The sequence below is a fragment of the Verrucosispora sp. WMMC514 genome, from assembly GCF_027497295.1.
In the GTDB taxonomy this organism is placed as follows: Bacteria; Actinomycetota; Actinomycetes; order Mycobacteriales; family Micromonosporaceae; genus Micromonospora; species Micromonospora palythoicola.
Genome location: NZ_CP114906.1, coordinates 6,280,677 through 6,307,277, shown reverse-complemented (window position 1 = coordinate 6,307,277; position 26,601 = coordinate 6,280,677). Strand labels below are relative to the sequence as shown.

At 70.8% G+C, this 26,601-nt stretch carries 23 protein-coding genes and 1 pseudogene; 13 read left to right on the top strand and 11 right to left on the bottom strand.

Going from position 1 to position 26,601, the window contains the following annotated elements:
- Positions 1 to 12 precede the first annotated feature (12 nt).
- The 3 genes from O7597_RS29260 to O7597_RS29250 are packed head-to-tail and all read left to right on the top strand — an operon-like array spanning position 13 to position 3,234.
- On the top strand, positions 13 to 990 hold the full coding sequence (locus O7597_RS29260; RefSeq protein ID WP_281581359.1) for a sugar ABC transporter permease: 978 nt from the start codon (positions 13 to 15) through the stop codon (positions 988 to 990).
- Positions 983 to 1,822, top strand: a complete 840-nt coding sequence (locus O7597_RS29255) for a carbohydrate ABC transporter permease (protein WP_281581358.1) — start codon at positions 983 to 985, stop codon at positions 1,820 to 1,822. Before O7597_RS29260 ends, O7597_RS29255 begins: the two co-directional genes overlap by 8 nt.
- Positions 1,819 to 3,234, top strand: a complete 1,416-nt coding sequence (locus O7597_RS29250; protein WP_281581357.1) for a GH1 family beta-glucosidase — start codon at positions 1,819 to 1,821, stop codon at positions 3,232 to 3,234. The genes O7597_RS29255 and O7597_RS29250 overlap by 4 nt, the downstream gene beginning before the upstream one ends.
- 75 nt (positions 3,235 to 3,309) lie before the next feature.
- Here the strand turns inward: O7597_RS29250 and O7597_RS29245 are convergent, their stop codons facing one another.
- Both O7597_RS29245 and O7597_RS29240 read right to left on the bottom strand, forming a co-directional pair.
- Entirely contained in the window at positions 3,310 to 4,266 is a 957-nt protein-coding gene (locus O7597_RS29245) for a hypothetical protein (RefSeq protein ID WP_281581356.1), read from the bottom strand.
- Between the two features lie 119 nt (positions 4,267 to 4,385).
- A complete protein-coding gene (locus tag O7597_RS29240) occupies positions 4,386 to 6,476 on the bottom strand; it encodes a glycoside hydrolase (RefSeq protein WP_281581355.1) in 2,091 nt (696 codons plus the stop codon).
- A gap of 225 nt (positions 6,477 to 6,701) precedes the next feature.
- Between O7597_RS29240 and O7597_RS29235 the strand changes: the two genes are divergently transcribed.
- Positions 6,702 to 7,427, top strand: coding sequence for a DinB family protein (locus tag O7597_RS29235; RefSeq protein ID WP_281581354.1), 726 nt, complete (start codon positions 6,702 to 6,704; stop codon positions 7,425 to 7,427).
- A 126-nt stretch (positions 7,428 to 7,553) separates the two neighbouring features.
- Here O7597_RS29235 and O7597_RS29230 read toward each other — a convergent pair.
- A pseudogene (locus tag O7597_RS29230) lies at positions 7,554 to 7,661 on the bottom strand (DUF664 domain-containing protein); the annotation flags it as partial.
- A gap of 87 nt (positions 7,662 to 7,748) precedes the next feature.
- The gene (gene rph, locus O7597_RS29225) at positions 7,749 to 10,409 is read right to left on the bottom strand and encodes a rifamycin-inactivating phosphotransferase (protein ID WP_281581353.1); all 2,661 of its coding nucleotides are present in this window, start codon (positions 10,407 to 10,409) and stop codon (positions 7,749 to 7,751) included.
- A gap of 180 nt (positions 10,410 to 10,589) precedes the next feature.
- On the opposite strand from rph, the gene O7597_RS29220 reads away from it, so the two are divergent.
- Both O7597_RS29220 and O7597_RS29215 read left to right on the top strand, forming a co-directional pair.
- A complete protein-coding gene (locus O7597_RS29220; RefSeq protein WP_281581352.1) occupies positions 10,590 to 11,255 on the top strand; it encodes an ATP-dependent endonuclease in 666 nt (221 codons plus the stop codon).
- Between the two features lie 55 nt (positions 11,256 to 11,310).
- On the top strand, positions 11,311 to 11,778 hold the full coding sequence (locus O7597_RS29215; protein ID WP_281581351.1) for an NUDIX domain-containing protein: 468 nt from the start codon (positions 11,311 to 11,313) through the stop codon (positions 11,776 to 11,778).
- 162 nt (positions 11,779 to 11,940) lie between these two features.
- Here the strand turns inward: O7597_RS29215 and O7597_RS29210 are convergent, their stop codons facing one another.
- On the bottom strand, positions 11,941 to 13,020 hold the full coding sequence (locus O7597_RS29210) for a tartrate dehydrogenase (protein ID WP_281581350.1): 1,080 nt from the start codon (positions 13,018 to 13,020) through the stop codon (positions 11,941 to 11,943).
- Positions 13,017 to 13,706, bottom strand: a complete 690-nt coding sequence (locus tag O7597_RS29205) for a GntR family transcriptional regulator (protein ID WP_269741906.1) — start codon at positions 13,704 to 13,706, stop codon at positions 13,017 to 13,019. The genes O7597_RS29210 and O7597_RS29205 overlap by 4 nt, the downstream gene beginning before the upstream one ends.
- Positions 13,707 to 13,807: 101 nt before the next feature.
- Between O7597_RS29205 and O7597_RS29200 the strand changes: the two genes are divergently transcribed.
- The 6 genes from O7597_RS29200 (at position 13,808) to O7597_RS29175 (ending at position 19,943) form a co-directional block, all read left to right on the top strand.
- Complete coding sequence (locus O7597_RS29200; protein WP_281581349.1) at positions 13,808 to 15,082, top strand: MFS transporter; 1,275 nt, start codon at positions 13,808 to 13,810, stop codon at positions 15,080 to 15,082.
- 10 nt (positions 15,083 to 15,092) lie between these two features.
- The gene (locus O7597_RS29195; RefSeq protein WP_281581348.1) at positions 15,093 to 16,025 is read left to right on the top strand and encodes an NAD(P)-dependent oxidoreductase; all 933 of its coding nucleotides are present in this window, start codon (positions 15,093 to 15,095) and stop codon (positions 16,023 to 16,025) included.
- Complete coding sequence (locus O7597_RS29190; protein WP_281581347.1) at positions 16,022 to 17,632, top strand: FAD-binding dehydrogenase; 1,611 nt, start codon at positions 16,022 to 16,024, stop codon at positions 17,630 to 17,632. Before O7597_RS29195 ends, O7597_RS29190 begins: the two co-directional genes overlap by 4 nt.
- A 6-nt stretch (positions 17,633 to 17,638) precedes the next feature.
- Positions 17,639 to 19,000 carry an acyclic terpene utilization AtuA family protein gene (locus O7597_RS29185; RefSeq protein ID WP_281581346.1) on the top strand — a complete coding sequence of 454 codons (1,362 nt, stop codon included), beginning with the start codon at positions 17,639 to 17,641 and terminating at the stop codon, positions 18,998 to 19,000.
- Complete coding sequence (locus O7597_RS29180; protein ID WP_281581345.1) at positions 18,997 to 19,314, top strand: DUF4387 domain-containing protein; 318 nt, start codon at positions 18,997 to 18,999, stop codon at positions 19,312 to 19,314. The genes O7597_RS29185 and O7597_RS29180 overlap by 4 nt, the downstream gene beginning before the upstream one ends.
- A 116-nt stretch (positions 19,315 to 19,430) precedes the next feature.
- Positions 19,431 to 19,943: a hypothetical protein gene (locus tag O7597_RS29175; protein WP_281581344.1), complete on the top strand. Its 513-nt coding sequence runs from the start codon at positions 19,431 to 19,433 to the stop codon at positions 19,941 to 19,943.
- 121 nt (positions 19,944 to 20,064) lie between these two features.
- On the opposite strand, the gene O7597_RS29170 is transcribed toward O7597_RS29175, so the two are convergent.
- The 5 genes from O7597_RS29170 to O7597_RS29150 all read right to left on the bottom strand — a co-directional run bounded on the left by O7597_RS29170 (position 20,065) and on the right by O7597_RS29150 (position 25,219).
- Positions 20,065 to 20,943 (bottom strand): carbohydrate ABC transporter permease, encoded by an 879-nt coding sequence (locus tag O7597_RS29170; protein ID WP_281581343.1) that lies wholly within the window; start codon positions 20,941 to 20,943, stop codon positions 20,065 to 20,067.
- Positions 20,943 to 21,965, bottom strand: coding sequence for a sugar ABC transporter permease (locus O7597_RS29165; protein ID WP_269741898.1), 1,023 nt, complete (start codon positions 21,963 to 21,965; stop codon positions 20,943 to 20,945). Before O7597_RS29165 ends, O7597_RS29170 begins: the two co-directional genes overlap by 1 nt.
- Positions 21,966 to 21,975: 10 nt before the next feature.
- Entirely contained in the window at positions 21,976 to 23,274 is a 1,299-nt protein-coding gene (locus O7597_RS29160) for an extracellular solute-binding protein (protein WP_281581342.1), read from the bottom strand.
- Positions 23,275 to 23,919: 645 nt separating this feature from the next.
- Positions 23,920 to 24,654, bottom strand: a complete 735-nt coding sequence (locus tag O7597_RS29155; protein WP_281581341.1) for a hypothetical protein — start codon at positions 24,652 to 24,654, stop codon at positions 23,920 to 23,922.
- A complete protein-coding gene (locus O7597_RS29150) occupies positions 24,647 to 25,219 on the bottom strand; it encodes an RNA polymerase sigma factor (protein WP_281583341.1) in 573 nt (190 codons plus the stop codon). Before O7597_RS29150 ends, O7597_RS29155 begins: the two co-directional genes overlap by 8 nt.
- 83 nt (positions 25,220 to 25,302) lie before the next feature.
- On the opposite strand from O7597_RS29150, the gene O7597_RS29145 reads away from it, so the two are divergent.
- Positions 25,303 to 26,550 (top strand): hypothetical protein, encoded by a 1,248-nt coding sequence (locus tag O7597_RS29145; protein WP_269741895.1) that lies wholly within the window; start codon positions 25,303 to 25,305, stop codon positions 26,548 to 26,550.
- Positions 26,551 to 26,601: the final 51 nt, after the last annotated feature.

Sequence of the window (26,601 nt, the reverse complement as noted above, 5' to 3'; positions counted from 1 at the left end):
GAAGGGACCTCGATGACCACCACCACCTCGCCACCCGCCGCCGACCGGGCCGCCGGCACCGGCCGGCCCGCCCGCCCCGCAGCCCGCCGGCCCCGCCGGTCCCTGCTGCCGTACCTGCTGCTCGCCCCGGCCGTCGTGCTGGAGCTGGCGATCCACGTCATCCCGATGCTCGTCGGTGCCTGGATGAGCCTGCTGGAGCTGACCCAGTTCCACATCCGCGACTGGTCCGGGGCACCCTTCGTCGGGCTGGACAACTACCGGGTGGTGTTCGACGTCGACTCCGCCGCCGGAGCCGAACTGCTGCGCTCGTTCCGGGTCACCGTGCTCTACACGGTGCTGTCGGTCGGCCTGTCCTGGACGCTCGGCACCACCGCCGCGGTGCTGCTGCAGCGACCGTTCCGGGGCCGGGCCGTCCTGCGGGCGCTCTTCCTCACCCCGTACGCCCTGCCGGTCTACACCGCGGTGATCACCTGGACCTTCCTCTTCCAGCGCGACACCGGCCTGGTCAACCACGTCCTGGTCGACCAGCTGGGCCTGGTCGACCAGGCACCGTTCTGGCTGATCGGCGACAACAGCTTCGTGGCCCTGCTGATCGTCTCGATCTGGCGGACCTGGCCGTTCGCCTTCCTCTGCGTGATGGCGGGTCTGCAGAACATCCCGGACGAGCTGTACGAGGCCGCCGCGATGGACGGCGCCGGGTTCTGGCGACGGCTGCGCTCGGTCACCCTGCCGATGCTGCGCCCGGTGAACCTGGTGCTGTTGCTGGTGCTCTTCCTCTGGACCTTCAACGACTTCAACACCCCGTACGTCCTCTTCGGCGGCTCCGCACCGGCCGAGGCCGACCTCATCTCGCTGCACATCTACCGCAGCTCGTTCCAGACCTGGGACTTCGGCACCGGCTCGGCCATGTCGGTGGTGCTGCTGCTGTTCCTGCTCCTGGTCACCGCCGGATACCTGTTGCTGACCAACCGACGGAGGAACGATGGGTGAGACCGCCGCCGAACGCTGGTCGCGCCGGATCGTGCTGACCCTGCTCGCCGGCTTCGTCCTCGTCCCGCTCTACGTGATGGTCAGCTCGGCGATCAAACCGTTGCAGGACGTGCAGGGCGCCTTCACCTGGTGGCCCCGGCGTCCCACCCTGCAGGCGTTCGTGGACATGTGGTCGACCGTGCCGCTCGGCCGTTACCTGCTCAACAGCCTGCTGGTGGCCAGTGTCGCCGCCATCTTCTCGGTCAGCGTGGCCATCTTCGCCGCGTACGCGGTCAGCCGGTACCGGTTCCGGGGTCGGCAGGTCTTCTCGGTGACCGTGCTGTCGACCCAGATGTTTCCCGGCATCCTGTTCCTGTTGCCGCTGTTCCTGATCTACGTCAACCTCGGCAACGCCACCGGCATCGCGCTCTACGCCAGCCGCACCGGCCTGATCATCACCTACCTCACCTTCTCGCTGCCGTTCTCGATCTGGATGCTGGTCGGCTACTTCGACTCGATCCCGCGCGGGCTGGACGAGGCGGCCCAGGTCGACGGCGCCGGCCCGCTGCGCACCCTGTTCCAGGTGGTGCTGCCGGCCGCCGTGCCCGGCGTGGTCGCGGTGACCGTGTACGCCTTCATGACCGCCTGGGGCGAGGTGCTGTTCGCCTCGGTGCTGACCAACGAGGACAGTCGCACCCTCGCCGTCGGTCTCCAGGGCTACTCCACCCAGTTCAACGTCTACTGGAACCAGGTGATGGCCGCCTCGTTGGTGGTGAGCGTTCCGGTGGTCGCCGGGTTCCTGGCCCTGCAGCGCTACTTCGTCGCCGGCCTCACCGCCGGAGCGGTCAAGTGAGCCCGTCCACCACCAGAACCGAGGAGAACCCGCCCGTGCCGGACCTGTCCACGCTGCCGCCCGACTTCCGCTGGGGTGTCGCCACCTCGGCCTACCAGATCGAGGGCGCCGTCACCGCCGACGGTCGCAGACCCTCCATCTGGGACACCTTCTGCACCCGGCCGGGCGCCATCGACAACGGCGACACCGGGGAGATGGCCTGCGAGCACTACCACCGGTGGCCGCAGGACGTGGCGCTGATGCGGGGCCTCGGCGTCGGTGCGTACCGTTTCTCGGTGGCCTGGCCCCGGGTCCGTCCCGACGGGGTCGGCCGGGTCAACGCCGCCGGCCTGGACTTCTACGACCGCCTGACCGACGGGCTGCTGGCCGCCGGCATCCGGCCGTACGTCACCCTCTACCACTGGGATCTGCCGCAGGCGTTGCAGGACCGCGGTGGCTGGCCGCGCCGGGAGACCGCGGCGGCGTTCGCCGACTACGCCGCGGTGGTCGCGGCCCGGCTCGGCGACCGGGTGAGCGACTGGTGCACCGTCAACGAGCCGCTCTGCATCGCCTGGATCGGCCACCTGGAAGGGCGGATGGCCCCGGGGGAGCGGGATCTGGGCCGGGCCGTGTCCGCCGCGCACCACGTGCTGCTCGGCCACGGCCTGGCCACCGCCGCGATCCGGGCCCACGCCGACCGGCCGGCCTCGATCGGCCCGGTGCTGAACCTCAGCCCCATCGACGCGGCCAGCGACCGCCCCGCCGACGTGGCCGCCGCCCACCGGCTGGACGGGCACGTCAACCGTTGGTGGCTGGACCCGCTGCACGGTCGCGGCTACCCGGCCGACATGGTCGCCACCTACGGTGTCGAGCCGCCGGTACGTGGCGACGACCTCGCGGTGATCGCCGCACCGGCCGACTTCCTCGGCGTCAACTACTACTTCCGGCAGGTGGCGGCCGACGACCCGGACGGACCGGCACCGTACGCCCGGCAGGTCCCGGTGCCCGGCGCGGCGCACACCGCGATGGACTGGGAGGTACACCCCGAGGGCCTGGAGCGGTTGCTGGTCGAGGTGAGCCGGGAGTACGCCCCGGCCCGGATCCTGGTCACCGAGAGCGGCTCGGCCTGGCCGGACACGGTCACCGCCGACGGCAGGGTCTTCGACACCGAGCGCACCGACCACCTGGAACGGCACCTGGCGGCCTGCGCCGCGGCGGTCGGCCGGGGTGTGCCGCTGGCCGGCTACTTCGCCTGGTCACTGCTGGACAACTTCGAATGGGCGTACGGCTACGACAAGCGGTTCGGTCTGGTGCACGTCGACTACGCCACCCAACGGCGGACGGTCAAGGCCAGCGGTCACCGCTACGCCGAGTTGATCCGCTCCCACCAGCGGCGCACCGCGACGGCCGAGTCCGTCGTGGCGCGCGGATAGGCGGGCCGACGGGGCCCGGGACGCCCCGGGTGCCGCGCCGGGCGGCACCCGGGGCACCCGTGCGTCGGGGGATGGTCAGGAGGCGGACTCGTCGTGGCCCTTCGGCAGCGCCCAGGGGTCGATCGGGACGGGCAGGACGATGATCTCGTCGGCTCGAGCGCGTAGCTTGCGGGCCAGGGCCTGACTGGCGAGGCTGAAGCCGATGGTGAAGCTGTCGGTCAGCCCGGCGTTGGGTGTCACCGTGTCGGCCTGCTGGCGTAACTCCCCGGCCAGCGCGTTGCGCCAGCGTATCTCGGGCTCGGTGAGCCCATGGTTCGCCTGCTCCTCGGCGAGCCGCTGCCAGAGCGACAGCACCTCGTCCTCCCTGGCCCGCAGGGCGTCCAGTGCCTCGGACAGGGTGTCGATCTCCGGTAGCGCGGCCAGCACGAGATCGGCGACGGTTGACGCCAGCTCGGTCGAGTTCACCCCGGTGTCGAGACCGTAGCGGACGAGTTCGTTGCCGACGAGGATCCGCCGGCCGTGCTCTCGGGCAGCCGGATCGGCCGGCAGCCCCGCGACGCGTGACTCGACGGCGAGCCGTACCGAGTTGGGGCGGTCGTCCGGCACCGAAGCCGCCGGGCTGTCGCCGGCGGGATCCGGGCGCGACCGCGGGGGCACGGTGGCGGCGCGTGCCTCCAGGGAACGCAGGAACGCCGCACTTCCGGCGGCGAATCCGACGGCGTAGGGGCCGGTCCTCGTCGCGGTGTTTCGCCGCAACAGCCGGGCCTCATCCCGCAACGCCTCGCCGAGGTCGGTCCCCGGCGGCGGCAGTTCGACCGTCCAGGGGGTGCGGTCCAACTCCGTCCGTATCCGCTCGATCGTCTGCTCCATCGTGGCCTGGGCGGCGCGGGCGTCGTCGAGTAGACGCAGGTCGGGCAGGACGTCGAGGATCTCGCGGGCCATCGCCAACGGCACGTCGGCGGCGGTCCCGGGCAGCGCCCTGGCCAGGACCTTCGCCACGGTGCTGCGGCGCTGCTGATCTGCGTCGACCATTCCCGACCTCTTCCCTGCGACGGCCAGACGGTCGACCGCAGCGGTCACCCGACGCCCTCGGCGGATCGACCCGTCTGTCGAGGACTCTACTGAAGCCGCTGAATGGCCACCGCTGGTGCTCAGTCGCTGAACTCGACGCGGTCGACGGTGAAGAGGGTGCCGGGACCGCCGGTGAACACCAGGTAGAGGTCGTGGAAGCCGTTCGCCGCCTGCGGACCGGTGTCGATCCAGGTCGTCGCGGTCACCCAGTCGGAGCCGGACCCCGCCGGCACGGTCATCGAGCCGACCAGCGGACCGTCCGGGCTGCCGATCCGTGCCTCGATGACACCGCCGGCCTTCGGGGCGACTGTGGCGTGCAAGCGCAGTTGACCCTTCTGGTCGGCGAAGCCCGCCGCCGAGCCGTCCGCGAAGTTGACGTTCGCCCAGCGCAGGTGGCTCCCGTCGCGTACGCCGGTGACGACCTTGCCGTGCTCGGGTGTGGTGGTCACCCGCAGGCCGGCGGACTGCCCGTCGTTCTCCTCGGCCGGATAGGTGGAGAAGACGTCCTTGCGGTCGGGTAGCGCCGGCAGCTCGGACCACTTCGGCACGAACGTGGTGACGCTGCGGCCACGGAGGTTCGCGCGGAACGACCCGCCGTGGATGCGGATGTCGGCAAGCTTCTTCATGTTCTCGCTGCCCGAGGTGCGATACGGCACCACCGACGGACGTGGACCCGTGCCGGCGGCGACGTGGGAGACGCACTCACCCTGGTGGCGGAACGTCGGGTTGACGAAGTGGGCCCACCCGCCCTTCCTGCAGTCCCGCCTGGTCTGCGGCGGCAGTGGGAAGCCGCCGGTGAGATCGACGGTCAGCGGGACGTCGTCCGCGTTGTTGTTGACCACCACGACCGTGAAGTCGTGCGTCGCCTCGTCCTTGTACGCGGTGACCGTCACCCCGGGTGACGGGGTGCTGGTGGCGCCGATCATCACGTCACCCGGGTCGAGGAACCGGCTGTACTGACCGAAGGTGTAGTACCGCTTGAAGATGCGGTACTGGCCGTTCTCGGTCGGGTTGCCGCTCTGCGGGGTGCCGGTGTTGACCAGTCGGATCAGGTCCGAGCCGTCCGCGCCGTTGTTCGCCACCGGCCACCACCAGAAGTATCCGCTCAGCCGGGTCTCGTCGAACAGGTTGCCGATCAGGGTCGCGTAGCGCAGGCCGTCGCTGATCGTGTTGTTCACGAACAACCTGTCACGCGGTGCGCCCTGGTTCATGTACTCGGTCTGCCAGATGGTCTTGCCCAGCGTGTGTGAGGTGGTGAAGGCGGTGGGCGCGGCCCGGGTGGCGTCGTCGATCAGCCCGGCGTAGCCGTGCGCCGCCACCACGTCGACGTACCGGTTCGCCGCCGGGTCGCTGATCGCGGGCAGCGCGTACCCCTCGTGGAAGCCGACGCCCTCGCCGAGCACGATCTTCGCGGTCACGCCCCGTCGCGCGAACGTGGGACCGAGGTGGTCGCGGACCAGGACCCGCAGTTCCTCGGCGGTCCATTGGCAACTGGAGTACCCGGTGGAGAGGTCGGGTTCGTTGGTCGGCGAGAGGTGGGTGATCCGGATCCCGAACTCGCGTTCGTAGCCGAGCACGTACTCCGCGAGGTAGTCCGCGAACGCCTGGTACATCTCGGGTCGGAGCTTGTTCGGTGCGCCGGTGGGGCCGGCGGAGGTCACGCTGTTGTTCTGCTTCATCCACGCCGGCGGGCTCCACACGCTGGCGAGGATCGTCTCGACGCCGCGCGCCTGCGCCTGCCGCATCAGCCAGACCTGGTACGCGTCGAAGTCGGCCTTGCGCTGCGGCCAGTCGGGTCGGTCCCACACGAAGACGCCCGGCTCGGGGGCGATCGTCTGCGTCGGGCCGTCGTAGAGCTGGTCGCCCCACCCGCCGCCGTCGCCGACCATCACCCGTACGATGTCCAGGCCGATCCCGGCCCGGTCGTCGAAGACCATGTCGAGCATCTGGGTGGTGAGTGGCTCGCCGAGCCGCTGGATCCCGCCGGCCTTGTGGAACGCGAACGACCCGCCGAAGCCGTCGACCCGCTGCCGTTCGGCGCTCCAGTCGACCACGACGGTGGGTGTGCTGGCGGGTGGGTGCGCGGGGCTGCTCACCGCTGTCGAGACCACCAGGCTGCCCGCCGCCACCAGGGCGGCGGCCAGCCGGATCCGCCACACCGTCCGTCGCATCGAGGATCCCCCCGTCGCCGCAACCACCCGGCGGTACGGCCGGCGGGAACGTGGCCGGCCCACCATCGCGACGTCGCGGGTGGTGATCCATTGACGTCGGCGAATCAAGGCTATGGGTTCGCGTACCGGCGGGCAAGGTGGGCGGCGGTACGGATCGGTGACTGGGACGGCGGTGTCGCACCTCGGCGTTACTCTCGCCGCGATTCGTTCACGGGAGGAGTCCGGATGGTGCAGGAGTTCGTCGATCGGGATCTGGCGGGGGCACGGTTCATCAGGTCGACGTTGGCCGGAGCGGTCATGCGCAGCGTCGAGGTGCGAGGGCTCGACATCGACGCACCCTGGTTGGCGGAGGGGTCGCTGCTGGTCAACGGGGTCGACGTCGTGCCGTTGGTCGAGGCCGAGCTGAACCGGCGGTTCCCGGGTCGGGAGCTGAGGCAGGCCGACGATCCGGAGGGACTGCGGGCGGCGTGGGCGGCGCTCGAACGGGCCTGGGCGGCGGCGGTCGAGCGGGCGACCGCGATGCCGGCCGGCGCCGTCGACACCTCGGTCGACGGCGAGTGGTCCTTCGCCCAGACGCTGCGTCACCTCGCCTTCGCCGCCGACGCCTGGCTCGGCAAGGCGGTGCTGCGCCTTCCGCAGCCCTTCCACCCGCTCGGGCAGCCGCACGCCGAGTACGCGATGGACGGCTTCGACACCTCGATCTTCGCCGCGAGGCAGCCGGCGCTGGCCCAGGTCCTCGACCTGCGAGCCGAACGGCAGGCTATGGTCCGCGGGTTCCTCGCCACCGTCACCCCGCAGATGCTTGCCGAGCCTCGACGCAACCCCTGGTCGGCCGAGGACGAGGTGTCGGTCCTGCGCTGCCTGCACGTGATCATCGGCGAGGAGTGGGAGCACCTCCGCTTCGCCCTGCGCGACCTCATGACGATCGACACTGCCCGGGCCGGCGGCTGACGCGATGTACTGAGTCCCGCCGGAGAGCCCGGCAGGCGACAGGAAGAAGTCACGTGGCCCTGTGGGTGGGCGCCGGCGGCGCGGTCGTCTTCCTGTCCCTGCCCCTCGCCGCGGCGATCGGAGCGTTCACACTGCCCACCGGGTGAGGGCGTCTCGAAGCAGGTCCAGGTGTCCGCGGTGCTGGGCGGTCTCCTCGATCATGTGCACGAAGATCCACCGGAGGCTCACCGGACCGCCGCCGAACGACGGCTTCGCCGCTCGATCGCTGAGGTTCGCACAGGTGGCGGCCGCGCGCCGCCTGCCACGTCATGGGGAGGGCGTCTATCGGGACAGGATCTCCACGTAGCCGTCGGTGGCGTGCACCCGGATCCGCTGCCCGTCGCGGATCAGCCGGGTGGCGTCTGCCACTCCGACCACGGCGGGCAGGCCGTACTCCCGGGCGATCACCGCGCCGTGGGTCATCAGTCCACCAACCTCCGTCACCAGGCCGGCGGCGGCGACGAACAGGGGCGTCCAACTGGGATCGGTGTGGGCGGTGACGAGGATGTCGCCCGGTCCCAGGTCGGCCCGGCCGAGGTCCAGGATGATCCGGGCGCGTCCTTCCACCGTCCCGCTGGAGACCGGCAGGCCGACCAGGGCACCGGCCGGCACGTCGTCGCGCCGGTACGCCCCGTCGACGGTCTCACCGTCCGAGGTGAGCACTCGCGGCGGCCGGAGTGCCTGGTACGACCGGAACTCCTCCCGACGTTGACGGATGAGCCGGTCGTCGACCTGGTTGGTGCGCACGGCGTCGTGGAACTCGTCGACAGTGAGGAAGAAGACGTCCTCCCTGTCGCGGATCACCTGCGCCAGCGCCAGGCGATCGGCCTCGCCCAGCAGAGCCTGCTTGTAGAGGAAGTAGCGGCTGATGATGTCGTACTTCGGGTACTCCCGGTAGCCGGCGAAGGTCCGGACCCGGTCGATCATCCGCTCGGTCTCGGCGGCCTTGCGCGCCCCGTCCGGCAGAGCCCGCAGCCGGGACAGCACCTCACGCGCCTTCTGCTCCGCGGCCTGCCGTCCCCGCTCGAAACGACGCTCGGCGGCACCCGGCTCGGCGTGCCGGACGTGTTCCAGCAGCACCGGCAGCAGGGTGGTGGGACGTTCGCGCCACCGTGGCCTGGTGATGTCGATCTCGCCGACGCAGCGCATGCCGTACCGGTCGAGGTACGCCTCGATGGCCTGCCGCGCCTCGGTGCCGCCGGGCAGCTTCGGCAACTCGTCGAGAAAACCCTCGTCCTCGACGCCGTGCAGGTACGCCACCACCTCGGGATGCGGGCGGATCACGTCGGCGACGTCGAGCAGCGCCAGTCCCATCTCCGACGTCACGTTGCCGGGAGCGGAGAGGGTGAGCGTGTCCGCCGCGTTCCTCTCACCCAGCCACTCCCGGAGGTGCTCGTTGAGCCACCAGGTGGCCTCCATCCCGGCCATGATGACCTGCATGCTCAGCGGGTCACCGAGTATCCGTTTGTGCTCGTCGAAGGCGCTGGTCAGGAATTCGAACAACGCCGTGCCGGTCTTCGTCCGGATCTCGCGACCCAGGGCGGCGATGGACGCCTGGCTGCGCTCGACCAGCCCGGCGACGATGGCCGGATCCGGGTCGATCGGAGGTACCGCCGGGCCGGCTGCCGCCGCGGCCCGCACCGCGCCGACCTCGGCCCCGACCGCCGGGGCCCCGGCGAGCCCTGCGTCCGGCCGCGTCGGGATGAAGTCGCGGCCGGGGACGGTTTCGAGGGCGTCCCTGACCAGCGGATCGCCCCTACCCATGAGTTCCAGGAGGGCGTTGCGGGTTGCGGGGGAGGTCAGCCGCTGGGTGACGTCGACGAACAGCCGCCCGCCGGCCGCCTGCATCGGTGCCATGGCCGTCGACCGCCACATCGACAGACCCAGCGGCTTCATCGCGTCGGTCATCATCTGCTGATGGCCGACCGAGACGTAGACGCGATTGTTCCCGTCGCCGGCCGGGACGGGGAACAGTGTCGTGATGGGCCGGGTCTGCACGATCTGGAAGTCGTCGTCGGCCAGGCACCATTCGATGTCCTGCGGGCTGCCGAAGTGCGCTTCGACTCGCCGCCCGAGCTGGACGAGTCGTACGACCTGGGTGTCCGTCAGCGCCGGCTGGCCCCGCTGCTGCGGGTCGACGGCCTGTTCCCGGGTACCTCCGGCGGGTAGGGCGTGGATCGCCCGCTGCTTGGTGGCGACGGTCCGGCTGACGATCTCGCCGTCGCGTACCTTGAACACGTCCGGGTTGACCAGACCGGAGACCAGGGCCTCACCGAGACCGAAGCCGGCGTCCACGGAGGAGACCCGGCGGTCGCCGGTGACGGGATCGGCCGTGAACAGGATGCCGGCCGCGTCCGGGAGCACCAGCTGCTGCACCACGACGGCCATCTGGACCGTACGGTGGTCGACGCCGTTGCGCTGCCGGTAGGTCACCGCGCGCTCGCTGAACAGCGACGCCCAGCACCGGCGGACGTGTTCGACGACCGCTGTCGCACTGACCACGTTGAGGTACGTGTCGTGCTGGCCGGCGAAGGAGGCCGTCGGCAGGTCCTCGGCGGTCGCGCTGGACCGGACGGCGTACCCGGCCCGCCCGTCGAGTTCGTCGACGGAACCGCTGATCGCCGCCGCCAGATCGGCCGGCACGGGTACGGCCCGGATGGCGTGCCGGATCTCGGCGCCGAGTGCCCGAACGGCCTCCCGATCGTCCGGGCTCAGCCGGGCCAGCCGATCGAGCAGATCGTCGATCGACGGCACCTCCGCCATGATCCGTCGGAAGGCCTGGGTCGTGACGCAGAAGCCGGCCGGCACGTGGACGCCGTCGATCCGCGACAACGCCCCCAGGTGCGCCCCCTTACCGCCGACGACGTCGACCCGCGTCTCATCGATGTCGGGCAGGCGCACCACGTACCGCCCGGTCGTCTCGTCCGTCGTCAGCTCCCGCACGGTGTGCCCCGTTTCTTCGTCAGTGCCGCGTCCGGCCGACGATTCTGCGGCAGAACCCGGGTCTTGCCACAAGCCCCCCGGTGCGCTATACGTTAGGAGTGGCAGGGAGGTGACTCTCTGCCTTTTGTCTTTGTCGCCCGTCGCGGGGCTCCGCCTCCGGCCGGACGGGGAGGCCAACCAATGGATGTCACCTCGCGCCGCGAGCCGCCCCGGGCCGGTCTGGACGGGCCGTTGGGCGGTAACGCCGCCTCGATGCGGGCCACCGCCCGCGCGCTGGCCCGGGCCGAGTCCGCCGAGGCCGCGGTGCTCGTCGAGGGCATCAGCGACCAGATCGCCCTGGAGACCTTGGCGGCCGGCCGTGGCCGCGATCTCGACGCCGAGCGGATCGTCATCGTCCCGATCGGCGGCGCCCACGCGATCGGTCGCTTCCTGACCAGGTTGGGCCCGCCGGGCGTCGGCTTACGCCTCGCTGGCCTCTGCGACCTGCGGGAGGAGGAGATCTTCCGGCGCGGGCTGACCGAGGCGGGCGTCGGTACGCCCCGCACCCGTACCGACCTGGCGCAGCTCGGCTTCTTCGTCTGCGTAGACGACCTGGAGGACGAGCTGATCCGGGCGGTCGGCAACCCGGCCGTCGAGGCCCTCTTCGAGGCTCAGGGCGACCTGCGGCTGTTCCGTGGGTTCCAGAGCCAGCCCGCCTGGCGTGGTCGGGATCCCGAGGCGCAGCTGTGGCGGTTCCTGCGCAGCAGTTCGCGCCGCAACCTGCGCTACGCCCGGCTGCTCGTCGAGGCCGCCGTCGCCCGGGGCACCGTGCCGCAGCCGCTCGACGCGTTGCTCGCCAGCGTATGAGCAGCGTGGTGGCGTGGTCGGCGTCCCGGGGTCGCGCACGGGGACCTCTGCCGGGATGAGTTTCCGGCTGGCCGCCTACGCCGTGTGCGTCGACGCCGAGCGGGTGCTGCTCGTCCGGTGTGTGGCGCCGTCGGGCGAGACGACCTGGTCCCTTCCGGGCGGCCGGGTCGAGCACGCGGAGGATCCGTTCGATGCGGTGCTCCGGGAGGTTGCCGAGGAGACCGGCTGCGCCGCGGTGGTCGACCGCCTGCTGGGCGTGGACTCCAGGGTGATCCCCGCCGCCGAGGCGCGGTCCGGACGCGAGCACCAGAACGTGGGCATTTTCTACCAGGTCCGCATCATGGGAGGGGTCCTTCGGCCGGAGCCGAACGGTGCGACTGCCGAGCCGGTCTGGACCCCGCTACCGGATGTGGTGCAGTTGCGCCGATCCTCCCTCGTGGACGTCGGCCTCGCCCTGGCGCGGACGCGCCCGGCGACCGGGCACGTCGCGCCGGTCCCGGTCGGCGGCCTCATCGCGCACTGAGATGACATTTGGCCGTCGGCTCACGGTCCGTGACCCATGGCGGCGGCGCAGGAGATCTGGAGCGCCAGGTCGTGTCGTGTCGACCTACCGCTCCTGAGGGCCTCGGCGTGGTGCCAGCCACCCGCTGCTTCGGCGACTCGGCATCTCCGGCCGGGGCGTGCTTCAGCGCTCGCGGACGCGCTCGGCGATCGCGTTTCCCAGTTCGGCCGTGGTACCGATGCCGTGCAGGTCCGGGGTGAGCGGCGACTCCTTCGGCCCGAGCGCCAGGACATCCTCGACGGCACCGAGGAGGTGGGCGGCGGCCTCGGGGTGACCGAGGTGGTCGAGCATCATCGAGCCGCACCAGATCTGGCCGATCGGGTTGGCGACGCCATGACCGGCGATGTCCGGTGCGGAGCCGTGTACCGGCTCGAAGAGGCTCGGGTGACGGCGGTCGGGGTTGATGTTGGCGCTCGGCGCGATGCCGAGTGTGCCGGTGCAGGCCGGGCCGAGGTCGGAGAGGATGTCGCCGAAGAGGTTGCTGGCGACCACCACGTCGAACCACTCGGGGTGCAGCACGAACTGGGCGGCGAGGGCGTCGATGTGGAACTTGTCGACCCGTACGCGGGGAAACTGCTGGCTCATCGCGGCCACCCGCTCGTCCCAGTACGGCATCGAGATGGCGATGCCGTTGCTCTTGGTCGCCGAGGTGAGGTGCTGTTTGGGGCGGCTCTGCGCCTGCTCGAAGGCGAATCGCAGGACCCGGTCGACGCCGACTCGGGTCATCACCGTCTCCTGGAGCACGGTCTCCCGGTCGGTGCCCTCGAAGATGCGTCCGCCGACGCTCGAATATTCACCTTCGGTGTTCTCGCGGACCACCAGGAAGTCGATCTCGCCGGGCTCGCGGTCGGCGAGGGGACTGCGGACGCCGGGCATGAGTCGGCACGGGCGCAGGTTCACGAACTGGTCGAAGGTCCGCCGGAACTGGAGCAGGCTGCCCCACAGCGAGATGTGGTCGGGCACCACGGTGGGCCAGCCGACCGCGCCGAAGAAGATGGCATCGAAGGCGCGTAGCGTCTGCTCCCAGTCGGGCGGCAGCATCCGCTGGTGCCGCTGCCAGTAGTCGGCGCTGGCGAAGCCGAAGTCGGTGAATTCCAGCCGCAGACCGAAGCGCCCGGCGGTCGCCTCCACGGCCTCGATTCCGGCCGGTACGACTTCCTTGCCGATGCCGTCGCCGGGGATGACGGCGATCCGGTGGTTCATCGGCTCCTCCGCAGTGCGTCGAGGCCGCCCTGCGAGTCGGCGATGGCGATGCGTTCGGCAGCGGCGGAGTCGCCGGCCCGTAGCGCCCGGACCAGGGCGCGATGGCTGGTGTAACGCTCCAGACCGAAGGTGTCGTCCGCGGCGACCCGCTCCAGGAGCAGTTCCCGTCGCTGTGGACGGGTGAACACCCGGCTCTGGTCGAGCATCCGGACGAGGACCGGATTGTGGGCGCAGGCGTTCACCGTCTCGTTGAACTCCAGCATCGTGTCGAGCAGCGCGGTGAGGTGCCGTTCGGTCGGCAAGCCCTGGGCACGTCGCTCCTTGAGCAGGATCAGCAGGTCGTCGGCCCGGTCGAGGATCTCGTCGAGGGTGTCGAGCTGATCTGCCGTGGCGTGCCGGGCGGCGAACCGGGCGACCAGTCCGCGTAGTCCGACCTCGACCTCGGCGAGGTCGTCGATGGCGGCGTCCCGGATCTCGGCGACCAGCACGGTCCGCGGCCCGATCCGCTCGATCAGCCCGTCGGACTCCAACCGTCGCAGGGCCTCGCGGACCGGGGTGGGGCTGATCGACAGGCGTTCGGCCAGCCCGCGCTCGGTCACCTTCTCTCCCGGTGCGAGTTCACCGGCGGCGATGGCGGCGCGGACCTGACGGTACGCCTGGTCGCCGAGCGTCTCGGTCACTGTCATGGCCACACCCTAACGCATGCCATCGCAAAGACTACATGCGACTGTTGACGAACTTGCTATAGCAAACTAGCGTGACGCGGCACACGTTACGTGGAGGCGACATGGCCGAAATGAAAACCCGCGACGAGGTGTCGTATCGGAAGATCACCTTCTTCATCGCGCTCGCGCTGTTCGCGCAGGAGTCGACCTGGAACTTCTACGACAACCAGGTGCCCGTCCTGCTGCGCGAGCATGTCACCAGCGCCGCGCTCGTCGGCGTGCTGATGGGCATGGACAACCTGCTGGGGATCTTCATCCAGCCCTGGATCGGCAACCGTTCCGACAACACTCGGACCCGGTGGGGACGGCGCATCCCGTACCTGGCGGTGGGCATGCCACTCGGGGCGCTGTTCTTCCTGCTGCTGCCCTGGACCACGTCGCTGGTCACGCTGGTCGCGGTGATGGTCGCCTACGCGCTCGTCGCGAACTCCATGCGACCGCTCGCCGAGGCGCTGACCCCGGACTTCGTCGCGCCGCAGCGCCGTGGCCGGACCAACGCCGTCGTCAAGATCGCCACGTCGCTCACCATCATCGTGGCGTCACTGATCAGCCTCCTGGTGGTGGACGACCATCCTCGGGCGGCCTTCGTCATCCCGGCGGCGATCATGCTGGTCGCCACCGCCGTGATGATCACCAAGGTGCGCGACAGCCGGTCCCCGGCCTATCGGGCCGCGGTGGCCGAGGACGCGACCGCCGGAGCCGGCGAGACGAGATCGCCGCTGTGGCGGGTCGTCACCGAACTCGTCACCAGCCACGACCGGCGGCGGGTGCTCCTGCTGCTCACCGTCTTCCTCTTCGGCGGCGCCTGGTTCGCCTCCCGGTCGCTGATGACCCCGTACGGCATGGAGGTGCTGGGCCTGACCCGCGGTGAGGCCGGCGGACTCACCCTGCCCAGCGGCGTCGCGTACCTGATCGCGGCCTATCCGGCAGCACTGGCGGCCGAGCGTTTCGGCCGGCTACGGGTGATCCTGATCGGCATCGCCGTCTTCGCCGGGGCACTCGCGGCCGGCGCCGTCGTGCGGACCCCCACCGGCACGGTCGTGCTGTTCTGCCTCGCCGCCATGGGCGCCGCCGGCTTCCTGATCAACGCGGCGGTCGCCCTGTGGAACCTGGCCCCGTCCAGCCGGATGCTCGGCGCCTACACCGGGCTCTACGCGGTCACCTGGTACCTGGGCGGCTTCGCCGGGCCGGCACTGGTCGGCGCTGCCGTCGACCTCGTCGGTTGGACCTGGATGCTGCTCGACATCGCCGTGCTGGCCACGCTCGCGGCCGTCGTGGTGATCCGGCTGGCCCGCCTGGAGCAGGCCCGCGCGACGACCCCCGCCCGCACCAGCTGAGAGAGTGCCGATGCCGACCATCCTGATCACCACCGACTACCTGAGCCCGGGTGACGAGGTGGACACCTACCTCACCGGCCAGGGCTTCACCACCCGGCACGACCCGATGCGCGGCCCGCGTCGGCCGGCGGACCTGATCGCCGCGCTCGCCGACGTCGACGGCGCGCTGATCGCCAACGAGCCGGTGACCGCGCAGGTGCTGGCGGCGTCACCCCGACTGCGGGTGGTCGTGCGCACCGGCGTCGGGTACGACTCGGTGGACGTACCGGCCGCCACCCGCCTCGGCATCAGCGTCAGCAACCTGCCCGGCATCAACGCCAACGCGGTCGCCGAGTACACCATCGCGCTGCTGCTGGCCCAGGCGCGGCACCTGGTCCCGATGGCGGCCGGGGTCGCGGCCGGTGGCTGGCCGCGCAGGGACGGGCACGAGTTGCGCGGCAAGATCCTCGGCCTGATCGGCCGGGGCGCGGTGGCCCAACGGGTGCGACCGCTCGCCGAGGCGTTCGGCATGACGGTGCTGGGCCACGACGTTCCCCTGGAGAACCTGCTCCGCGACGCCGACTACGTGTCGATCCACACCGCGCTGACCCCGCGTACTCGGCACCTGATCGACGTGGGGGCGCTGGCCCGGATGAAGCCGACGGCTCACCTGATCAACACGGCACGCGGGCCGATCGTCGACGTGGCCGCCCTGGCCGAGGCGGTCCGGTCCGGTCGGATCGCCGGGGCGGCCCTCGACGTGGTGGACGTCGAACCGCTGCCCGCCGACAGCGTGCTGCGCGGTGTCGAGGGCATCACCGTCTACTCGCACATGGCCGGCCAGACCGCCGAGGCCCGCCGCGACGCGGGCCTGTGCGGCGCCCGCGAACTGGTCGCCGCCCTGGCCGGGAAGCCACAGACCTCCGTCAACGCCCACCTGATCGACCCGGAGCAGAGAAGATGACCGCTGACGTGATCGTTGTCGGGGCCGGCCTGGCCGGGCTCGTCACCACCGCCGAACTCGTGGCCGCCGGCCACCGTGTCCTCCTGCTCGACCAGGAGTCCGAGCGCAGCCTCGGCGGCCAGGCGTTCTGGTCGTTCGGTGGCCTGTTCCTGGTCGACTCGCCCGAGCAGCGCCGGATGGGCATCCGCGACTCGCGCGAGCTGGCCTGGGCGGACTGGCTGGGCAACGCCGGGTTCGACCGGCCCGAGGACGAGTGGCCCCGACGCTGGGCCGAGGCGTACGTCGACTTCGCCGCCGGGGAGAAGAGGGCCTGGCTACGCCAGCTCGGCATCAGACTGTTCCCGATCGTCGGCTGGGCGGAGCGGGCCAACAACTCCGTGCCCCGCTTCCACATCACCTGGGGGACCGGGCCGGGCCTGCTGGAGCCGTTCATCGCCACGGCCCGGGCCGGGAAGGTGGGGTTCCGGTTCCGGCACCGGGTCGACGAGATCGTCCGCACCAACGGTGTCGTCTCCGGCGTACGCGGAAAGATCCTCGAACCGAGCAGCGCGCGGCGCGGCGTCGCCAGCGGCCGCACGGCCGTCGCGGACTTCGAGCTCTCCGCGCCCGTGGTGGTGGTGACCTCCGGCGGCATCGGCGGTGATCACGACCTGGTCCGGCGCAACTGGCCGCAGCGGCTCGGCGTGCCGCCGGCCCGGATGATCTCCGGGGTTCCGGCCCACGTGGACGGCCGGATGATCGGCATCGCCGAGGCGGCCGGCGGCACAGTCATCAACCCCGACCGGATGTGGCACTACGTGGAGGGCGTGCAGAACTGGGATCCGGTCTGGCACGCGCACGGTATCCGCATCCTGCCCGGACCCTCCTCGATCTGGTTGGACGCCCGTGGGCAGCGGTTGCCCGCCGAACTCTCGCCCGGATTCGACACCCTCGGTACCCTCGCCCGCCTGCGGTCCACCGGGTACGACCACAGCTGGTTCGTGCTGACCCAGAAGATCATCGAGAAGGAGTTCGCGCTGTCCGGCTCGGAACAGAACCCGGACCTGACCGGCCGCAGCGTCCGCCAGGTGCTGGGTCGGGTCCGGGCCGGCGCGCCGGCACCGGTCGAGGCGTTCAAGAAGCGCGGCGCGGACTTCGTGGTGTCCGCTGACCTCGATGAGCTGGTCGACGGGATGAACGCGCTCACCGAGACCCCACTGCTGGACCCGGCCGAGGTGCGGCGGGTGATCGAGGCGCGGGACCGGCAACTGCACAACCCGTTCACCAAGGACCTGCAGATCGCCGCCATCCGGAACTTCCGGAACTACCGGGGCGACCGGCTGATGCGGACCGCCCCGCCGCACCGGATCCTCGACCCGAAGGCCGGCCCGCTGATCGCCGTACGCCTGCACGTGCTCACCCGCAAGACGCTCGGTGGCCTGCACACCGACCTCGACGGGCGGGTCCTGGACGCTGCCGGGCAGCCGGTGCCCGGCCTGTACGCCGCCGGCGAGGCCAGCGGCTTCGGCGGCGGGGGCATGCACGGCTACCGCGCCCTGGAGGGCACCTTCCTGGGCGGCTGCCTGTTCTCCGGCCGGCAGGCCGGCCGAGCGATCACCAAGAAGTGAGGAACGATGGTCACCACTCCTGATTCCGTCCGCATCCTCGTGCCGGTCGGCATGCTCGGCGCCGGCTTCCCGACCGAGACCGTCGATTGCGGCCTGGCCCTCGGCGCCGACGTGATCGCGGTGGACGGTGGCTCGACCGACTCCGGGCCCTACTATCTCGGTGCCGGTACGGCCAAGACCGCCCGCGCCGCGGTCGCCCGCGACCTGCGCCTGCTGCTGCGGGCGGCGGCCACGGCCGGCATCCCGCTGGTCGTCGGCTCGTGCGGCACCAGCGGCACCGACGCCGGCGTCGACTGGGTCGCCGGCATCACTCGCGAGATCCTCACCGAGGAGGGCCTGCGGTTGCGACTGGCGACGATCTACAGCTCGCAGCAGGCGGCCGACCTCGATCTGGACCGGATCCACCCCCTCCCGCCGGCCGGCGACCTCGACCGGGCGACCCTGGAGAGCTGCACCAACATCGTCGGGATGATGGGCCATGAACCGATCGCCGCGGCCCTGGCCGCCGGTGCCGATGTGGTCCTCGCCGGACGGGCCACCGACACCGCGGTGGCCGCCGCCTATCCGCTGCTCAAGGGCATGCCGGCCGGGCCCGTGTGGCACGCCGCGAAGATCGTCGAGTGCGGCGGGCAGTGCACCACGAACCCGCGTGCCGGCGGCGTCCTGGCCACTGTCGACGCCACCGGCTTCACCATCGAGCCGCTCGACGCGAGCAACGCCTGCACGCCCACCTCAGTCGCGGCGCACATGCTCTACGAGACGGTCAACCCGTTCAGCATGCGCGAGCCCGCCGGCACCATCGAGGTGGGCGACGCGATCTACCGGGCCCTGGACGAGCGCCGCGTGCGCGTCGAGGGCTCCCGGTTCGCGCCGGCCGCGCAGCACACCATCAAGCTGGAGGGCGCGCGGATCACCGGGTACGAGACGATGTCGTTCACCGCGATCCGGGACCCGCACATCCTCGGCCAGATCGACACCTGGACCGCCCTGCTCCGCAAGATGATCACCGAGTGGGTGTCCGGGACCATCGGGCTGGCCGAGGGCGACTACAGCTTCGACATCCGCCGCTACGGGTACGACGCGGTCCTCGGTGACCTCGACCCGGCCACCGGGCCGCCTCGCGAGGTGGGCGTGATGCTTTTGGTCCACGCGACGGACCAGGCGACCGCGACGGCGGTCGCGAAGGTCGCCAACCCGCTGATGCTGCACCTGCCCACGCCGGACCTGGACTACCTGCCCAGCCTCGCATTCGCCACCTCACCGGCCGAGACGGAACGGGGACCGGTGTACGAGTTCGTGCTCAACCACGTCGTCGAGGTGTCGTCGCCGACCAGCCTGTTCCGCGTCTGCCTGGAGGACAACCGATGACCGTTGTCGCCGATCTCGCGCTGGAGGTTCGGTCGAAGAACGCCGGACCGTTCTGGGTGACGATGGAGATCTTCGCCCGGGATGCCGACGCCTACGCCGTCCTCGCCGATCCGTCGTTCCTGGACGCCTCGGTGATCGCCCGCCTCTACGGCGTCGAGGCGGCGGACGTCCAGTTCTTTCGGATTCCCTCGCTGAACGTCGTGAAGATCAGCTACCCGAGGCAGGTGGTGCAGGGCGGCCTGCGCGACCGCGACATCCACGCCGGTCAGCACCACGTGCCGCTGGCCATGCTGGCCGTACCGCCCGCCAACTGACCCCGCGCCACCGGGGGACGGCGGTTAAGCCGGGGGAATCCACCGATTCAAGTTTCGGCTGGTCGTGCTGGAGTTGGTCATCGGCGGCAAGCGGTGCCGCGGCGGAGGGATGACCTATGGAGATCCTCAGCAGGCTGGTAAAGGCCGCGATCGTCGGTGCGGCGCTCGCCACGCTCGTGGCGTGCGGGGGTGACGCGGGCACCGGTTCCTCGACGCCGGGCGACAAGCCGGGCGACGCCCGAACCGCCGACGACGCGGCAGATTCCCTGACCGAGCCGGAGGGCGAGGAGTGCGAACGCCTCACCACCGACGAGGTCGCGGACGCGATCGGGGCCCACGACGGCGGCCAGCACGACTACCAGCTCGGCGGTTGCGTCTGGACGGCGACCTCGGGCGGGCAGGCGCTGCACGCCACGGTCCTGCCCACCGACGAGTACGAGGCGGTGGCCGAGATCGGGGAGCCGGTGAGCGGATCCGCCGACGGTGCCGTCTACGACGACACGCACGGCGAGCTGTGGTTCCCGTGCGGCGACGGGGAGTTCTGCGGCATCAAGGCCGACATCGGTGACTCGGACCGGCGCAAGGAGGTCGCGTTGCGGATGGGCACGGTCCTGCAGGGCCGGATGTAGCAGGCGCCGCACCGATGGCGCCGCCGGACACACCGACGCGCCCGGCTCACCTCGATCAGACCTGAGTCTGGACCGGGGCGGCCGGGCGCGCCGAGGAGTTGTCGCCGCGTCCGCTGACGGATCAGCCCTTCACGGCTCCGGTCAGTCCGCCGACGATCCGGCGTTGGAACAGACTGAAGAACACCAGTGCCGGGATCATCGACAGGGAGGTGAACGCCAGGACCTTCGCCGTGTCGACCGAGTACTCCGAGGCGAAGGCCTGCACGCCGAGGGGCAGCGTGAAGGTCTCCTCCCGGTTCAGGATGAACAGCGGCAGCAGGTAGCCGTTCCAACTCTGGATGAAGGTCAGGATGGCCACGGTGATGACGCCCGGCATGGCCAACGGGAGCACCATCCGCCAGAAGAAACCGAGTCGGCTGCAACCGTCGATCGAGGCGGCCTCCTGGATCTCGTCGGGGATCGCCCGGACGAACGGGACCAGGATGATGATGGTCAGCGGGATGCCGAACCCGATCTGCGGCAGGATCACCCCCGGCAGCGTGTTCATCAGCCCGAGGGTCTTGACCAGGATGTACAGCGGGGTGATCGCCACGGTCAGCGGGAACATCAGACCGGCGGCGAACAGCGCGTACATCGCCCCCCGCCCCCAGAAGCGGTAACGCGCGATGATGAAGCTGGTCATCAGACCGAGCGTGACCACCCCGGCCGTGGTGGCCAGGGCCACGATCGTGGAGTTGGCGACCTGCTGCCAGAAGGTGCTGCCGGTCAGCACATCGAGGTAGTTCTGGGTCTGCCAGTCGGTGGGCAGCCCGGCCGGGTCGGTGGTGATCTCCGCGTTGGTCCGGAAGCCGCCCAGGATGATGTAGACGACCGGGGCCAGCATCGTCGCGATGAGCAGCAGCGCGACGAAGTACACCGACGGGTCCGTCCAGCTGAACGGCTTCCTCGACCGGGACGACCTGCGCGGTGCCCCGCGTCCGGCTACGGCGGTCACGGCCATCAGCGCCTCCCTCCGGTGATCGCGCCCTCGGTGTCCCGGCGCAAGATGAACCGCTGGTAGAGCAGGGCGGCGAAGAGCGAGATGAAGAACAGCACCACGGCGACCGCGTTGCCGTACCCGTACTCTCCCGCGTTCCGTCCGTTGGCCACCATGTAGGTGGCCATCGTCGACGTCCCGGCGGTCGCCGCCACGTACTGGCCCCAGATGATGTAGACCAGGTCGAACAGTTGCAGGGCGCCGATCATCGACAGGAAGGCCCAGATACGGATCGTCGGCCCGAGCAGCGGTAGCGTGATACGTCGCTGGATCTGCCAGAACGATGCGCCGTCGATCGCCGCGGCCTCCGTCAGCTCCTCCGGGATGCCTTGCAGGCCGGCGAGGAAGAGGATGACGGCGAAGCCGATGTACTTCCAGGTGAGGATGCCCATCAGCGTCCAGATCGCGATCTTCGGATCGGCCAGCCAGTCGTTCTGCAACCAGTCGAGCCCGATCTTGCCGAGGACGGCGTTGACCACGCCCTCCCCGTGCAGCATCAGGCTCCAGCCGGTGCCGACCACCACTTCGGCGATCACGTACGGGATGAAGACCAGCACCCGGATCAGCGTCTGCCCCCGCATCTGCCGGTTCAGCAGCAGGGCGAGCAGGATGGCCGCCGGCCCCTGCAGCAGCAGCGACAGCACCACGATGATGCCGTTGTGCCGCAGGGCGTCGATGAAGGTGCTGTCTTCGAAGATCAGCAGGTAGTTGCGGAGGCCGACGAAGTCCTCAGCGGGCCCGTACCCCTGCCAGCTGAAGAAGCCGTAGTAGGCGGCCATGGCCACGGGAAGGATGACGAAGGACAGGAACACGATGAGTGTCGGCCCCGTCATCAGTGCGATTTCCAGCCGGGCGGCCCAGCCGATGCCCTTGCGCCGGCGGCGCCGGGCCGGGGGCGACACGACCGGCGTGTCACCCCCGACCTTCGTCAGACCCGGGGTCGGGTCCGGCGCGAGCCGTACGCTCTCGTGTTGCGTTTCAGACATGGCGGTTGGATTACTGCGCCCTCTTGGCGGCGTCCTTGACCGCGTTGACGATGCTCTGCGGGTCCCCCTTACCGGCCAGCATGTTCACCACGGCGGTGTTCAGCGCGTTGCCGACGTTCTGCCCGTAGACCGTGTCGAGCCACTGCGAGACGAACGGCGCCTGGTTGTAGGCGGCCAGGATGGACTGCAGGTGCGGCTCGGTGACCGCGGCCTGCGCCTCGCTGTTCACCGGCGGCGCGTTGAACGCCTCGTAGTAGGCCTTCTGCACCTCGGTCTTGGCGATGTAGTTCAGGAAGGCGGTGCACTCGGCCTTGGGGGCCTGTGCCGAGCAGGAGTAGCCGTCGACACCACCGAGGATCGCGCCGGGCTGGCCGGCGCCGCCCTCGATGCTGGGGAAGGGGAACCAGCCCAGGTCGGGCAGCGGCTTCTGGTCGGGGGTCAGGGAGGCGATGACGCCGGGGTTCCAGGCGCCCATCAGCTCCATCGCCGCCTTCTTGTTGGCGAGCAGACCGGCGGAGCTGCCGGCACCCTGCTGGGCCGAGGTGGTCAGGAAGCCGCTGTTGAACGGCTCGGTCGCGGCGAAGTTCTGCACGTCCTGGCCGGCCTTGAGCCAGCAGGGGTCGTCGAAGGTCATCGTCTGACCGGCCTGGGTGATGGTCTCCGAGCTGCACTCACGCAGCGCGAAGAAGTAGTAGTAGAAGGCGGCCGGCCAGGCGTCCTTGGCGCCGAGCGCGATCGGCTGGACGTCCGCCGCCTTCAGCTTGGCCACGGCGTCCTGAAGCTCGGCGAGGGTGGCCGGCGGCTGGGCGATGCCCGCCTTGGCGAACAGGTCCTTGCTGTAGAAGAAGCCGCCCGGCAGCACCGCGACGGGCATGGCGTAGACCTTGCCCTCGATCGTCTGCGCGGTGAACGACCCCTCGGAGATCACCTTCTTGGTGTCGTCGGTGATCGAGTCGGTGAGGTCCATCAGCTGGCCGGCCTTGACCATCGCGGCCATCTTGCCGCCGCCGCGCTGCATGAACACGTCGGGTGCGTCGCCGGAGTTGAGCGCGGTCTGCAGCTTGCCGTCCAGATCCTCGTTCTGGATCGACTGGATCTCGATCTTCACGTTCTCGTTCGCGGCCTCGAAGTCGGCGACGGTCTTCTCCCAGAAGGCCTTGCCCGGGCCGGTGCTGGCGTTGTGCCAGAAGCTCATCGTGACCGAGCCGTCACTGTTGCGACCCTCCGAGTCGCCACCGCCGCAGGCCGCCGTCGCCAGGACGCCGGTTGCCAGGGCTACCGACACAGCCAGTAGTTTTCTCGCCCTCATCAATCTTCCTCTCTGCCGAGTCCGCCCACCTGAAACACCCCTGGGGACGAGCCGCCGGCCGAAACGTGCACCACGGCGACGCCGAAGGGTTGTCTCCTGTCGACAGGCGCTGGTCCGGGCTCGACTCGCGGTCGCATCGCGATCAACCTCGGAGTGACCCAGGCCACCGACGGCCAAAACGGTCGCAGACTTGTCCGAAAAAAACAAGACACGTTTCCGAAACTTCCGTGACCTAGTGCCGGAGGTGGTGACCTCGTTGTTCAGTCGGTCTTGTCGGCGGCGGTAGCAGGGCGGTCACGACCGTGGCTCTGCGTGACAGCGTGTTCGCGCTAACAACCACTGCTCCGCATTGGGGTCGGAAACGTCCGGTAGCTGGACCGAGCGGTTCTCCGCGCCGCTGCGGAGGCCTGGCCGCTGTCATCCTGGTCCCGGAAAAATCCCGGTAGGAGTTCGGATGCCGTCACCGGTCTCGCCGAGAGGGAATCGTTGTGTGCCCGTTACGAAGGTGATACCGGACCGCGGCGGGTCAGTCGGCCGGGGACGCTCGGAGCAGATCGGTTGATCACGCTTACATCCGCAATTCGACGCAGGGGTCGTCGGCATCGGATGACCGTGACGAAACGCGGAAAACCGGCGGGTACGGCGTCACTGGAGCGTGGTGGCGATCGTGACCGCCTCCGCCATGGTCAGATCGCCTTCCAACCGATACGTCACCCCGGCGTCCTCCCAGATCAGGGTCGCGGCGGCGAGGCGGGCACTCGCCTGGCGGACGACCCCGTCGCGGTCGGTGTAGGAGATCGGGTGCGGTCCGTCGATCCAGATCGCCTGGGCCGTACCCACCTGCGTCCACTCGGTGTCCGACCCGCCGGCCTGCTTGACGAAGACCGGATCGAGGCGGCCGTCGAAGATGTCCAGGCGGAGGGTGCCGGCCCGGTAGAGCAGGCTCGCCACCCGGTGTCCGCCGGTGTCGTCCGGGTCGGCCAGCAGGGCCTGCTCGGGCGGGCCCAGCACGGTCGGCGTCCGGATCGGGAAGCGCACCAGCCGTCGCGCCTCGTCGAGGGTGGCGGAGCGCTGCCCCGGCGGCGGCGACGGAACGCCCGACGGCGGCGTCCCGACCGGGGAGGTGCTGATGGTGACGCCGGCGAAGCGCAACAGGCCCGCCATCGCGTCGGCGAGCGCGGCCCGTCCCGGCGGCAGCACCGCCACCAGCAGCGCGGCCAGGGCCGCGGCCAACGCGTACCGCCAGCGTCGTCGGTCGGTGTGGCGGCCGGCGGGTGGCGCGGCGGCCAGCCGGGCACGGACCCGGGCCGTGACGTCCGGTGGCTCGGGGGTCCCCAACCACGCGGACAGGTCACGCAGCTCCCGCTCCAGGTCATCCACGACTGACCTCCTCCACCGCGAGCAGACCACGCAGTTTCACGAGCGCCCGCGAGGTGCGCGACTTCACCGTTCCCCGGGGCCAGCCCAGCATGGTGACCGTCTCGTCCTCGCTGAGGTCCAGCAGGAAGCGGCAGACGATCACCTCCCGGTCGCGGGTGGGCAGCGACCGCAGGGCCCGCACGAGGGCGGCCCGGCGTTCCCCGGCGAGGATCGCGCCGACGGCGTCGTCCTCGACGATCTCCGAGCCCGGTGCCACCCGCGCCGCGCGCAGCACCAGCCCGTCGCGCCGCTGCCGGGTGCGGTGCAGGTTGCGCGTCTCGTTGGCCACGATCGCCAGCAGCCAGGAGCGGAACGACGATTCGCCGCGGTAGCGGTCGAGCTTGCGGTACCCCTTCACGAACGCCTCCTGGATGACGTCCTCGGCGTCGGAGCCCGCGCCGAGCAGCACCGCGGTGCGGTACGCGGCCGCGGTGTGCCGGGCGACCAGTGACTCGTACGCCGCCAGGTCACCGGCCTGCGCGCGGGTGACCAACTGCTCGTCGTCCAGGGCAACCTCCGGTGGGATCACCACTACTGACACCGCGCACGCCGAACGGGTTCCATCGGGTCGAGAAGGAACCCGGGACGCTGCGGCGGTGTCACCGGGTCATGATGGCGAACACGACGATCTCGCGGCGTACCCTGCTGAGCACCCTGGCCGGGGCCGGAGCCGCCGCCCTGGTCGGCTGCGACCCGACCCCGGCCGCCGCCGACCCGCTACCGGACCCCCTCCTGGTCACCCTCGACGGCGGCCTGACGGTGTTGCGGGGCACCGACCGGCAGTCGATCGGCGCCGGGGTGGCCACCGCCGACGGGCGGCTGGTGTGGACCGCCGTGGCCGACGGAGCCGACACCCTTCTGTGGCGCGTCGACGCCGGCCGCGGCAACGCCTCGGAGCGGGTACGGCTGCCCGGCCGGTGGGTGCCGCAGACCACCTCCACCGACGGCACCCGGCTGGCCTTGACCACCGAACACCTCAGCGCGACCGGGGACCGTCCCGCCGGGCGCGACGAGACACTCGTGTTGATCGCCGACGCCGCCGGGGTACGGCAACGGCTGCGGCTGCCAGGCACCGTCGTGCCGGAGGCGTTCACCCACGACCTGGCCGGACTGTTCGTGCTGGAATGGCTGCCGCCGGCCGCCCCGGACCGCTACCGGGTACGTCTGGTCGACCTCGCCACCGGGATCGCCGGGCCGCTGTTCACCCGCGCCAAGACGCCGGTTCCGCCGGGCGCGGAGGAGGAGATGCGCGGCGACGGACGGCAGGCGGTGCTGGCCCCGAACCGCACCGTGCTCTACACGCTCTACACCCACCAGCCCGACCACCAGCACACCCGGGACCGGATCAGCGGCCGGCCGGGCCGCGACGTGCACGCCTTCGTCCACACGCTGCACCTGGAGCAGCGGTGGGCGTACTGCGTGGACCTGCCGCACCCGTTCGGGGAGGGCGGCGCGGACGGCCACACCATGGCGATCACCCCTGACGGTGGCCGGCTCTACGTCGCCGACGTCGGCTCCGGCGCCGTCGCGGAGATCTCCACCGAGGAGCTGACCGTCCGCCGCGTCGCCGCCCTCGCCGCCGGTGGTGCCCCGGCATACGCGGCGGCCTCCGCCGAGCGGCTGTTCCTCGGCGGAGGCACCGCCCTACGTACCGTCGACCTGGCCGGTCTCGCCGTCACCGCGGAGCGGGTGACCGCCGACCCGGTCGGCGGCCTCGTGCTCAGCGCCGACGGCGCCCGTCTCTACCTGGGCCAGCGGGCGGCGGTGTGCTGGCAGGACCCGGACACCGGCGGCGAACTCGGCCGCGCCGCCGTGCCGGGCCTGGTCGGTGTGCACGGTCCGGCCCGACCCGCCTGACCGGGCACCGGTCCCGACGCGGCCGGTCGTCGGCTGCGCCCGGACCGGCCC